11 protein-coding genes are annotated in these 12,150 nt (G+C 68.1%); 5 read left to right on the forward strand and 6 right to left on the reverse strand.

All coding sequences use genetic code 11. The features are described 5' to 3' along the window. The coding region (locus DAT37_RS45850) for a hypothetical protein (RefSeq protein ID WP_232840226.1) at positions 1–180 on the reverse strand (180 nt) is incomplete at its 3' end. A gap of 117 nt (positions 181–297) precedes the next feature. Beyond that, positions 298–2,046 carry a proline--tRNA ligase gene (locus tag DAT37_RS36755; RefSeq protein ID WP_109529558.1) on the reverse strand — a complete coding sequence of 583 codons (1,749 nt, stop codon included), beginning with the start codon at positions 2,044–2,046 and terminating at the stop codon, positions 298–300. A gap of 136 nt (positions 2,047–2,182) precedes the next feature. Between DAT37_RS36755 and yaaA the strand changes: the two genes are divergently transcribed. Then, the gene (gene yaaA, locus DAT37_RS36760) at positions 2,183–2,926 is read left to right on the forward strand and encodes a peroxide stress protein YaaA (protein WP_109529559.1); all 744 of its coding nucleotides are present in this window, start codon (positions 2,183–2,185) and stop codon (positions 2,924–2,926) included. A 141-nt stretch (positions 2,927–3,067) separates the two neighbouring features. Here the strand turns inward: yaaA and DAT37_RS36765 are convergent, their stop codons facing one another. Next, entirely contained in the window at positions 3,068–3,694 is a 627-nt protein-coding gene (locus tag DAT37_RS36765) for an HD domain-containing protein (RefSeq protein WP_109529560.1), read from the reverse strand. A gap of 536 nt (positions 3,695–4,230) precedes the next feature. Between DAT37_RS36765 and DAT37_RS36770 the strand changes: the two genes are divergently transcribed. After that, positions 4,231–4,596 carry a hypothetical protein gene (locus tag DAT37_RS36770; RefSeq protein WP_157978880.1) on the forward strand — a complete coding sequence of 122 codons (366 nt, stop codon included), beginning with the start codon at positions 4,231–4,233 and terminating at the stop codon, positions 4,594–4,596. 532 nt (positions 4,597–5,128) lie between these two features. Then, positions 5,129–6,382: a PucR family transcriptional regulator gene (locus tag DAT37_RS36775; protein ID WP_109529562.1), complete on the forward strand. Its 1,254-nt coding sequence runs from the start codon at positions 5,129–5,131 to the stop codon at positions 6,380–6,382. Between the two features lie 10 nt (positions 6,383–6,392). Here DAT37_RS36775 and DAT37_RS36780 read toward each other — a convergent pair whose 3' ends face one another. Continuing rightward, positions 6,393–6,725: a hypothetical protein gene (locus tag DAT37_RS36780; protein ID WP_109529563.1), complete on the reverse strand. Its 333-nt coding sequence runs from the start codon at positions 6,723–6,725 to the stop codon at positions 6,393–6,395. 180 nt (positions 6,726–6,905) lie between these two features. On the opposite strand from DAT37_RS36780, the gene DAT37_RS36785 reads away from it, so the two are divergent. Both DAT37_RS36785 and DAT37_RS36790 read left to right on the forward strand, forming a co-directional pair. Then, positions 6,906–7,481, forward strand: coding sequence for a TetR/AcrR family transcriptional regulator (locus tag DAT37_RS36785; RefSeq protein ID WP_109529564.1), 576 nt, complete (start codon positions 6,906–6,908; stop codon positions 7,479–7,481). A 2-nt stretch (positions 7,482–7,483) separates the two neighbouring features. Beyond that, on the forward strand, positions 7,484–8,692 hold the full coding sequence (locus tag DAT37_RS36790; RefSeq protein WP_109529565.1) for an NADH:flavin oxidoreductase: 1,209 nt from the start codon (positions 7,484–7,486) through the stop codon (positions 8,690–8,692). A 34-nt stretch (positions 8,693–8,726) separates the two neighbouring features. Here the strand turns inward: DAT37_RS36790 and DAT37_RS36795 are convergent, their stop codons facing one another. Further along, on the reverse strand, positions 8,727–10,316 hold the full coding sequence (locus DAT37_RS36795) for a GMC oxidoreductase (RefSeq protein WP_109529566.1): 1,590 nt from the start codon (positions 10,314–10,316) through the stop codon (positions 8,727–8,729). An 89-nt stretch (positions 10,317–10,405) separates the two neighbouring features. Then, positions 10,406–11,713: a lipase family protein gene (locus DAT37_RS36800; protein WP_198654626.1), complete on the reverse strand. Its 1,308-nt coding sequence runs from the start codon at positions 11,711–11,713 to the stop codon at positions 10,406–10,408. Positions 11,714–12,150: the final 437 nt, after the last annotated feature.

Here is a 12,150-nt window from a genome sequence, read left to right on the forward strand (position 1 = left end):
ATAGAAACGCATCTGCCGCCGCGACTCGAACCGAGGAAACCGAGCCGCGAACCGACCCACGAACGCCTCGAAACCCGCCGACCACCCGACTGCCCTCTCCAACAACACGAACCAGATCACTACCAGCACGACACCCCAAATCACAACCTGTCGTTGCAGTACTAAGTAGAAGCCGATCACTCCATCTTCTCACCACCGCGCGCGACCGACGCTGTGCGATGTCACCGAACAGATCCGCACCGCACGACCGCGGCCCCCGGTCGTAGTGCACCGGGGGCCGCGACGACAGGCGAACGATCAGGCGCGAATCTTGGCGACGACCGCGTCCACGGCGGAATCGGCCGCGATCTCGGTGACCTCTCCGGTGAACCGGTCGCGCAATTCCACCTTGCCCTCGGCCCAGCCCCGGCCGATGACGAGAATCCACGGCATGCCGAGGAGTTCGGCGTCCTTGAATTTCACGCCGGGCGAGGCCGTGCGGTCGTCGAAGAGCACGTCGAGCCCCCTGGCGTCCAGACCCGCGACGACCTGTTCCGCGCCGGTGCGCGCCGCGTCGTCCTTGTTGGCGATGACGACGTGCACGTCGAACGGGGCGACCTCGGACGGCCAGCGCAGGCCCTTGTCGTCGTGCTGCTGTTCGGCGATCACCGCGACCATGCGCGAGACGCCGATGCCGTAGGAACCCATGGTCACCCGCACCGGCTTACCGTTCTCGCCGAGCACGTCGACCTCGAAGGCGTCGGTGTACTTGTTGCCGAGTTGGAAGATGTGCCCGATCTCGATGCCGCGAGCCGACACGAGGGTGCCGCGCCCGTCCGGCGACGGGTCGCCGTCGCGGACCTCGGCGGCCTCGATGGTGCCGTCGGGGGTGAAATCGCGTCCGGCGACCAGGCCGACGGCATGTTTACCCGAGACGTCCGCACCGGTGATCCAGCTGGTACCGGTCCCGACGCGCGGATCGACCAGGTAGCGAACGCCGTTGTCCTGCATCGCCTTCGGCCCGATGTAGCCCTTGACCAGGAACGGGTTGGCCGCGAAATCGGCATCGGTGAGCAGTTCCACCTCGGCGGGCTCGACGGCGGCGCCGAGCCGTTTGTCGTCGACCTCGCGATCACCGGGGATGCCGATGCCGATGATCTCGGATTTGCCGTCCGGGTGGCGCAACTTCACCATGACGTTCTTGAGGGTGTCGGCCGCGGTCACCGGGCGATCGAGCACGCCCGCCGCGTTGGCCCATTCCACCAGCGTCGCGATGGTGGGGGTACCGGGGGTGTCGTGGACGACCGCGGCGGGCAGACCGTCCACCGGCAGCGGCTCGGGCGCGGGCGTGACCACGGCTTCCACGTTGGCCGCGTACCCGGACTCCACGCTGCGCACATAGGTGTCCTCGCCCACCGGACTCTCGGCCAGGAACTCCTCGGACGCGCTGCCGCCCATGGCGCCGGAAGTCGCCGCGACGATCACGTACTTGACGCCGAGTCGTTCGAAGATGCGCTGGTAGGCATCGCGATGGGCCCGGTAGCTGTTCTTCAGACCGCCTTCGTCGAGGTCGAAGGAGTAGGAATCCTTCATGATGAACTCGCGTCCGCGCAGGATGCCCGCGCGGGGACGCTCCTCGTCGCGGTATTTGGTCTGGATCTGATAGAGCACGACCGGCAGATCCTTGTACGAGTTGTATTCGCCCTTCACGGTGAGCGCGAACAGTTCCTCGTGGGTGGGTCCGAGCAGGTAATCGGCGTTCTTACGGTCCTGCAACCGGAACAGGCCGTCGCCGTATTCGGTCCAGCGGTTGGTGGTCTCGTAGGGCTCGCGCGGCAACAGCGAGGGCAGCGAGATCTCCTGGGCGCCCATGGCGTCCATCTCTTCTCTGACGACATTCTCCACCTGCCGGAGCACCCGCAGACCCAGCGGCAGCCACGAGTAGATCCCCGGGGCGACGCGGCGCACGTATCCGGCGCGGACGAGCAGTTTGTGGCTCGGCACCTCGGCGTCGGCGGGATCGTCGCGCAGGGTACGCAGGAACAGTCTGGAGAGGCGGGTGATCACGGGTGCAAAGCGTAGTCGCCGGTCACAGGGACCACGCAAGCCATTACCCATTTACCGCGCGCCGTGTTCGCACCGGGCGATCACACGGGCGACCACCTCCGCGTCCCGGGCGCGCCCGCCGGTACCGTATCCGCTCGTGCTGGTGCTGCTGCCTCCCTCCGAAACCAAATCCGACGGCGGCGCGGGCGCGCCACTGGAACTCTCGGAGCTCGCGATGCCACGCCTGACCGAGGTACGCGACCGGCTCGTCTCCGAAGTGATCCGGCTCGCCGCCGATCCCGACCGCTCCCGCGATGTCCTCGGGCTCGGCAAGGGGGCCGACGGTGAGATCGCGCGCAACGCCGCGCTGCGCACCTCGGCGACCCGTCCCGCCCTACAGCGCTACACCGGGGTGCTCTACGACGCGCTCGACGCGAAGGGTTTCACCAAGGTCCAGAGCGAGAAGGCCTACGCCAGACTCGGTATCGGCTCCGCACTGTTCGGCGCGATCCGCGCGAGCGATCCCATCCCGGCCTACCGGCTCTCCGGAGGGACCAAACTCCCCGGCCTGCCGACCCTTTCGGCGATCTGGCGCGATCATCTCGGCGCGGCGCTCGCGGAAGAGGCGGCGGGCGAACTCGTCGTCGACCTGCGCTCGGGCACCTACCAGCAACTCGGCCGCGTCCCCGGCGCGGTCACCGCCAACGTGCTCACCGAACATCCCGACGGCAGCCGCACGGTGGTCAGCCATTTCAACAAACACCACAAGGGGCTGCTCGCGCGCGCCCTGGTCGTCACCCGCGCCGATCCCACCGATATCCGAGCGGTCGCGCGGATCGCGACCAAGGCGGGCCTGCGTACCGAGATCGCCTCGCCCACCGAACTGCTCGTCCTGACCTGACCCGGCGGTGCGCCGACACCCGCACCGCCGTCCGTGCGCGTTCGGCTGCCGGTTCCGCGCTACCGAAGGCACGGGCACAGCAGGTCGACGGCGGGGCAAGCGCGGAATCGAAGGCTCGGGCGTCATTCCCGGCGCATCTGCCTATCCGGTGAGTTGCGCGATTTCGCGCGCGAGATTCGCCCGTGCCGCCGATTCGTAACGAGTGCGCGCGGTCGGGGTGTGGAACAAACGGTCCTGTTCGGCGAGTCCACGTAGCACGGCGGCGCGGCCCGGCCGGAACACCTCGTCGGGCACCTGCCGGTATTCGGCGCGGACCGCCGCGGCGTAGGCGTCGTACCCGGATTCGTCCGCCGCGAGTACCGCCAGGTCGGCGTCGCAGAGCACGCCGCCGTTGCAGTCGCCCGGTTCCGGGGCGTGCCCCGCGGTGAGCCGCACCAATCGGGCGACCTCGCCGATCAGTTCCGCCGGTGCGCCGAGTGCGGCGAGGGTCGACTCGGACAGCTGGGCGCTGAGTTCCTCGTTGTCGGCACGGTCGACCGCGTAGACGGCGTCGTGGAAGAAGGCGGCGTAGCGCACCGCGTCGATATCGTCGGCGTCGGCGGCCAGGTCGTCGATGACCGACAGCATCGCCGCGAGGTGCTCCACGGTGTGATAGCGCCGATGTGGTTCCCGGTATCGCGCGATCAGTTCCGCCCCGACCGATTCCGCCGCCGCACCGGACAGTGCCACCCATCGCCGCATCAGATCCGGTCCCACGTCTGTTCGCATCCGACAAGTCTGCCCACCGACGCGCGCTTCGACAATCACTGGGCCGCTGTGCGATTGGACGCATATCCGATTCCGGTGACGGGATCGTGGTGGTGCGAATCCTGTGATGCGTCACAATCCTCATCGAAATGCGCGCGTGACCGATGTGCCGAGCCGTCTCTCCGGCGTATCGGCATTTCCTCTGGATGTGACCGACAGACTCAGACAGTGGACCGCAATCACCGCGCCGGGACGCCGAAATCGGGATTGGGCGGAAGCAAGAATCTTTATGCCGCCCCCTGGTATCCCACAACAATTGCTGTAGCGTTTCGATTCATGATAGTTCTCCGACTTCACCGAGAGACACAACTCGGCGAATCCGGAAACTATCGGAAGCCGGGACGGTCCATCGGTTCGGGTCACACCGCGCCATCGGTCGAATTCCCCCGGTTTCGCACGGGTCTCACGAATGACCCGCTCGCTGTTCGCCAACCTGCGGATCGATAATCCGTCAGCATTGTCCGGTGGACGAACTCAGTAAATCAGTGGAGATTCTCATGAGAAAAAGAAGTGCAATGGCCCTCGCCGTGCTCGCCACCGCTACCGCGATGACCGGCATCATGTCGTCGGCCGCGACGGCGGCGCCCAGCCCCGATATCGCCGCGGACTGCCCGGCCATCACCTCGATCGCCAACGACGCACTCAACGCGTTGACGCCGCTGGCGACACTTCCGTTGGAGGAGTCGCAGCCGATCAAGGAGGCCTTGATCGGAGAGCTTCAAGGGCGGGCGGGCGAACTGACCACCGATCAGGGGCGCGCGAATGTGCAGAATTTCATCAATGCGCTCCAGACCGCGACTTCCCCGGCCCAGGGGTATCTGATCGTCAACGCGCTGAGCAAACTGCGCTCCGACTGCGCATAACATCTCACGCTCCGAAAGCGGGGTCACCGACCATTCGGTGACCCCGCTTTCGCGTATCTACCGGAAAGAATTTCGACCGGAGGCACAATTCCGCTCATAGCAGCGCCGAATGGGATTGTGAAAAGTCACCTCGTGTGGGTGTCGCCATTGGAAATCATCATCCCGTCGCGCGATGCCGACACCCGATCAATGGTCGACATCGCGAGTCGACCGGCACAGAACTGGATTATCCGGATAGACCAGACAAATCGGACAACGGTCGATATCTCCCCCGGGCGCGATATGGCGGGAAGTTCCGGAAATCCCATCGGATTCGGCCCGGGCGAACGGAGAACTTCGCGTTCCGACAGTCCGGCGTGCGGCGTGCGGCGTGCGGCGTGCGGCGTCGAGTCGGGCGTCCACGACAGCGCGACGGGACGCCGATGGTCGGCGGGAACGAAGTCGCGCCCGTTCGCCTTGTCGCCGGTGACAAAGTTCTGGTTGCCGGAACCGAAACGTTGTCCGGCGCGGGGCCGTCGGACACAATCGGCCCATGCCTGTCGTCACACCGTCGACCACCGCGGATCCGCCCCTGGTCACCCGACTACTCGCCCGGTGGCCGCAGATCGCCGAGCGAATGCTGGCCGCCGGGCTCGGCGCCACCCCACCCGCGGCCGATCTGCCCGAGGGGCATTTCACCGCCGAGGTACTGCCCGCCATCTACGGCTGCGGGCGCGCGGTGTTGCAGGCCATCGGCGAGGAACGCGAATTCACCAGGGCGGAGGTGACGGCATTCGTCGCTCCCGTCGCACAGCGTCATGCCGAGGACCGGTTGCCACTCGCCCTGCTGATCGAGGCGATGCACGGCTCGGCGCAGTCGGTGCTCGCCGAGGCCGCCGCGCTCACCGCGCCGGGCGAGATCGACGAGCTGACCGTGGTCATCTCGCGATTGCTCGATCTGCTCATGCATATCAACGTGACCGTGATGGAGGCCTATGCCGAGGTCGAACAGTCCATATACAGCGCCGAGCGCGAAGCGCGACGGGAACTGTGCTCGGCTCTGCTCCGCGGCCGACCGGCGTACGACGAGGCCGCCCGCGCCGACACGGCGCTGACCGACCGCTACACCGTGCTCGCCATCGGGATCGCCCCGCCCGCGCAGCCCGGCCCCGCATCGGATCTGCTGGCGCGCAGGCGCATCCGGGTCCTGCATCGCACCCTCGACGCCCGCACCAACGGCGGTGCGCTGGCGACCTTCGACGGTTCGGCGGGAATCGCGCTACTTCCCGTGCACTCCGATCCCGGCACCGATTCCGCCCGCTACGCGGGATTGGCCGAGGAGCTGGCCGAACAGTTCGGCGTGCCCGCCTATCTCACCGAATGTCGCGCGGTCCGGCGCGCGGACGTTCCCGCCGCCGCGGCCGAAGTCGCCGAACTCGCGACCCTGGCGCGCCTGCTCGGGCGTCCGTCCGGGCTCTATCGGCTCGACGATCTGCTGCTGGAGTACCAGCTCACCCGTCCCGGCTCCGCGCGCGATCGGTTGGCCGAACGCATCACGCCCCTGCTGCGCAACCCGCACCTGCTCGAAGCGCTGGAGGCGCACATCCGCCACGGCTCCGACCGCAAGACCGCGTCGGCGCGATTGCATATCCACCCCAACACGTTCAGCTATCGGCTGCGGCGCGTCGCCGAACTCACCGGGATCGACCCGAACGAACCGGACAACTCCCGATTACTGGCGGCGTCGTTGACCATCCACCGCCTGTTCCCGCCCCCGCCAGCGCGGGATTCCGGCGACGATCACTGAGGGCCGCCGCTCAGCGATATCCGTCCCAGCGCGCCGGAGTCCGTGCCGCGTAGGTCGCTTCCGGTTCGAAGGTGTTGATCTCGCACAGCCGCAGCAGGTCGTCGGGTAGCGCGCCACCCAGGTGCACCAGGCTCGGCGTGATGACGGCGTCGACGTCCATGCCTCGCACCAGTTCGAGCAGTCGAGGCAGCGGCCGCTCGACGTCGGAACCCGCGGCGACCGTATCGGCCAGGTCGTAGCCGAACCGCCGGGCCATGCCGCGAATCCGGACCTCGTGCCATTCCCACGACACCCCGGACACGTCTCGGCGCAGGTATCCGATCGCGGTCGGCCGCTGTCTCATTCGTCGCCTCGTCTGCTCGTGTCCCGACGACGGCCCCCCTGAACCGCCTGCCGACGACGCTACGGTCCGGCTCGGGATCGCGCGGGGTTCGTTTCCACATCGTCACCGAATCGCGCGCCGATCCGGTCACCGATTCAATCATTGATTGAACAAGGTATTGAAACGTGTTCTAATTCTGGAGTGGTCCAGAAACTTGCCGAGGGCACCCGTCACCGCCTGCTCGCCGCCGCCGAACGGCTACTGCTGAGCGAGCCCTACGACGAGGTGTCGGTGCGGGCGATCTGCGCCGAGGCCGGGACCAATCCGGCGGCGGTCCACTACCACTTCGGGTCGAAGGAGGCGCTGGTCGGCGCGTTGATCGAGGACCGGCTCGGACCACTGTGGGCGCGCGGGATGGCCGAGGCCACCGGCTCGCGGCCCGATTCGGTGCCCGCGCTCGTCGACGCCGTGCTGGCCCCGTTCCTGGATCTGGCCGCCGATCCGGTGGGCAGGCTGCATCTTCGCCTGCTCGCCCGCTTCGTGTCGGGGCGCCATCTCACGGCATGGCAGGGACGCTGGTTCCGCATGGACTCGTGGACGGGACTGCTGCCGCAACTGAGCACCGGGGAGAGCCGACGCCGCTGGATGCTCGCCTTCGATCTCGTCATCATGCGTTTCGGCAGCCCCGAAACCGAGGAACACGGCATGTCGGAGCGCGCGGTGGCGACACTGCGGAGCTTCGTCGTCGCCGGCCTCACCGCACCGGTACAGGAGTGACCATGACAGAAGTGTTCGCACCGGCGACACTGGGCCCGATCACGCTGCGCAACAGGGTGATCAAGGCCGCGACCTTCGAGGGCAGAACCCCCGACGCGCTCGCGACCGACGATCTGATCGCGTTCCATCGCGAGGTCGCCGCGGGCGGCGTCGGCATGACCACGGTGGCCTATTGCGCCGTCGCGCCGGGCGGGCGCACCGATCGGCACCAGATCTGGATGCGACCGGAAGCCGTCGCGGGTCTGCGGAAGTTGACCGACGCCGTGCACGCCGAGGGCGCGGCGGCCAACGCCCAGATCGGTCATGCCGGACCCGTCGCCAACGCCGCCTCCAACCGCGTACCGGCGCTCGCGCCGAGCCCGCTGTTCAGCCCGCTCGGGATGCGGGCCATGAAAGTCCCCGACGCCGCCGCGATCGCCGATCTCGTCGCCGCGCACGCCGACGCCGCGCGATTGGCCGAACAGGCCGGATTCGACGCCGTGGAAATCCATTTCGGCCACAACTATCTGGCGAGTGCCTTCCTGAGCCCGCTGCTCAACCGTCGCAAGGACGACTACGGTGGACCGCTCGTGAACCGGGCCCGCTTCGCCCGCGAGATCGCGCGCGCCGTCCGGGAGGCCGTCGGCGGGCGGCTCGCCGTCACCGCCAAACTGAATATGGAGGACGGCAGGCGCGGCGGACTCACCGTCCCCGAATCCCTCCAGGTGGCCTCGTGGCTGGAGGCCGACGGCACCCTCGACGCGATCGAATTGACCGCGGGCAGTTCGCTGCTCAACCCGATGTTGCTGTTCCACGGCGACGCGCCGCGCCGCTCGTTCGCGAAAACCCTTCCCGGCCCGGCGCGCTGGGGCTTCCGCGCGGTCGGACGGGCCTTCCTGAAGGAGTACCCCTATCAGGAGGCGTATCTGCTCGAGCGGGCGCGCCAGTTCCGCCGTGAACTGTCCATGCCGCTGATCCTGCTGGGCGGGATCACGAACATGGAGACCATGCGCCTGGCGATGACCGAGGGTTTCGACTTCGTCGCGATGGGACGCGCGCTGCTGCGGGAACCGGATCTGTTGCACCGCATCCGATCCGACGAATCGACGCGGTCGGCGTGTGTGCACTGCAACGAATGCATGCCGACGATCTACTCCGGCACCCGCTGCATCTATCGCCCCGTGCTCCCGCACGAACCCGTCACGCTGACGATGCCGACCGTCTCGGGCTGATCGGCCCGATGGTCCGGGCCGTACCGCGACACACTCAGATCAGCGTGCCGATATCGCGGGCGACGATATTGTCCAGTGCCCGTTCGGCGACCGCGGCGATGGTCATCGACGGATTGCAGGCGGCGGCGTTACCCGGTAGCAGCGCGCCGTCGAGAACGTAGAGACCGGGCTGATCGTGCACGCGGCCGTCCAGATCGCAGACCGCGCCCATACTCGCGCCGCCGAGGGGATGCCAGGTGGAGGGGAACAGCGCGTTGGTGTCGATCAGCATGCCGTCCGGCCCGGCGATCCGGCGCACGGCGGGATCGATGTGGTTGTTCTGGATATCGCTGTCGCCGTCGGCGGGCCAGTGCAGGATCGCGTCGTCGCGCGCGGAGTCGTAGGCGAAGGCGCCGCGACTGTCGCTGACGCCGTAGCCGACCATCATGGTGCTGCGCGGGTCGATCGACAGCGGCGGAATGGACGCCTGGATGACGGTGTGCGCCGATCGCGGGTCGTCCCAGTTCTTGCTGCCGTAGACCACCGGTCCGCCCTGGGGCGCGCCGAATTCGGCGTCGGGGTCGGTCCACACGTAGATGCGGTCGGCGTTGGTCCCCCAGCCCTGCCCGAGCCCGTCGGGCAGGCCGGGAATCAGGCCCTTGGCACCCGCGCGCACCAGCAGCCGGGTGGTGTTGAGACTGCCCGCGGCCATGATCAGGGCATCGGCGGTGAGGATCTTGTTCTCGACCACCGCGCCGGTGGTGTCCAGGCGCAGCACGTGGGCGACCCAACGACCGTCCGGCGCGCGTTCGACGTCGGTGACCTCGTGCAGGGTTTGCACCCGCACCAGTCCGGTGGCCTCGGCGGCGGCGATGTAGGTGACATCCACCGAATGCTTGCCGCCGTTGTTGACGCCCATCGCGCCGTCGCCGTTGGTGTAGGAGGGTTTCATCTCCCCGCGCAGTTCGGCGAGCGCGAAATCCCAGTCGATCGGCATGGGTATCTTCGACAGCGGCATACCCGCCCGCCGTACGCGCTCGGCGAAAACCCTTGCTGCCCGGTAGTTCTCGCTCGCCACCAGTTCGTCGGGGGCCTCGGCCAGACCCAGCATCGCCGCCACCCGCGGGTAGTGCACCCGGTCCATCAGCGCCCAGTCGAGTTCCTGGGGGAAGTGGGTGTCGAACACCTCCCGGGTCGGTTGCAGCGACATCCCCTGGTAGACGAGGGAACCGCCGCCGACACCGGCCGCGCACAGTGCGGTCATGTTCACCCCCGGCACCGCCTCGACCAGCCCGGTATAGGGCTCGAACAGCATGGGCCGCCCGAACAGGTTCGGGCTGGAGCGGTGCCACAGCAGCCGTTTGTCCGGCGCGGACGCGCGGGGGAAGGTCTCCGCGTTCGGACCGGTCGGCCAGCGCAGACCACGCTCGAGCACCGTCACCGGCACCCCCGCCCGCGCCAGGCGCAGGGCGCTCACACCGCCGCCGAAACCGGAACCGATGACCACCACGCGGTGTTCTTCACGGGTCAACGGGACAGTGCCCGGCGCGGCGGCGGCCGGAGCGGCCGAGCGCGCGCCGAGCGCGAGGGCACCGGCGGCAGCAGCGGCGCCGCCGAGCAGTGACCGGCGCGAGAATGCGGTCATCACGGATCCTTAAGGGAAGCCCGACCGTGGACAGGGCGGGTGGGGTGGTTCGGGATTTCGTCGGCGCCGCGAACGCGACGCCGTTTCACTCAGCGGTAGGTGCAGCCCGAGACAGGCTTGTCCGCGAGTCGGTCGAGCAGATAGGTGATGGCGTTGTCGGGGCCGAAACCGTCGATCATCTCGGGACCGAAATGACCGGGGATGGTGGTCCCGGGCAGGATCGGCGGCAGATCGTTGGTGCGGAAGTCGACCGTGGCGCCCTTGGCGCACCAGTCGTCGGCGAGGCGACGGGCCTGGTTGTAGGGGACGGTGTCGTCGTTGAGGCCGCTGGTGATCAGCACCGGCGACGTCGGGGTCAGACTGCCGATACGCAGTTGCGCCAGTGCGGGCGCCGCTTCGGGCATCCCGGCGAGGTGTTCGCTCAGCGAACGGCCGTCGACGGTCATCGAACTGGTCTTCAGGAAGGGATTCCTGACGATGATGTCACCGATGCACTCGTCGCTCAGCTCGGTCAGTTTGGCCCGCCCGGCGGGACTGATCACCCGGTCGAGGGCCTGGTCGAGTTCCGGGTAGCGGGCGAGCATGCCGTTGATCGCGAATCCGATGGCGCCGCCGATCAGCGCGCCGTCGATCCGTTCGAGGATGACGGCCAGATCCGCCGTCGGCCCACCCGCCCACGTGCCCTTCAGGTTCAGCTCCGGCGCGTACGACGAGTGCATCTCGGCCGCGGCCGCCGTCGCGCCGCCGCCCTGGGAGTAACCCCACAGGACGACCGGGGTGTCGGGCCCGACACCGCCGAGTTCGTTGGCCGCGCGCACCCCGTCGAGAACCGCGTGGGCGCCCTCGATCCGGTTGGCGTAGGTGTGGATCCCGGGGGTTCCGAGGCCGATGTAGTCGGTGACCAGCACACGGGCGCCGAGCGCGCTCCACACCGCGGAGGACGGTAGCTCCTGGTTCGCGGACAGCGACGGCGACGGATCGGTCGTCACACTGATGCCGGTCGAGAACGCCACCGACATCGCGCAGCGGTCGCCCTGACCCGATGTGCCGGGGGCGATGACGACCGTCGGTCGTGCGCCCTGCCCCTGCCAGGGGCCGTTCGGCTCGATATAGGTGCCGCTGACCGCTACCGGCGAGCCATCCTGGAGTCTGCTGCTGTACATGACGTGCCTGGCTTGAACCGGCCAGCCGCCTTCGGTGGGCACGGTGGCCAGGATCGTCATCGGCTGGGTCTTGACGACCACGCCCGGAGTGTTCGGGATATCCGCAGGCGGTGTGTAGAACGAGCCGACCGGCGCCGCCACGGCAGCCGGGACACCGATTCCCGCGCCGGACAGCGCGACCACGGCGGCCATCGCCAGCACGGCGGGCACCCGACCCGGCCGCGGACGCGACATCGACACTGCACGCGAACGAACCCGCTGACGCATAGACAACTCTCCGTGTGACACCACCCCCGCACCGTCGCCGGAGTGTCCAGTTTCGCAATAGGCAGATGACATGACTCACGTCACAGCCGCACTACCAGACAGTAACATGGTTACCGGAATAGCGGTAACCGCAGGTATCGGATTGCTGCCGGAGTGCGGAACGCGTGACGACCGCGCGCGCGAACGACCGCCGAAACATCCCGCGCCCGAGTGGAATCGACGCGGTGACCTCGGAACATCCCTCATCGCCGGGTAATTCGGATGCGCCGCGGGTGACGCGCCGCTACCGTGACATGCGCGGCGGGGGGAACATCATCGGCGCCGCACCGAAGGTACCGGACACAAAGACGTTGCGGTGCAATGATTTCGGCGTACGCGAACCGAGCAGCGCCGAGAGGAGGCAG

Origin of the sequence: Nocardia aurea (assembly GCF_003123685.1) — a bacterium.
GTDB lineage: Bacteria > Actinomycetota > Actinomycetes > Mycobacteriales > Mycobacteriaceae > Nocardia > Nocardia aurea.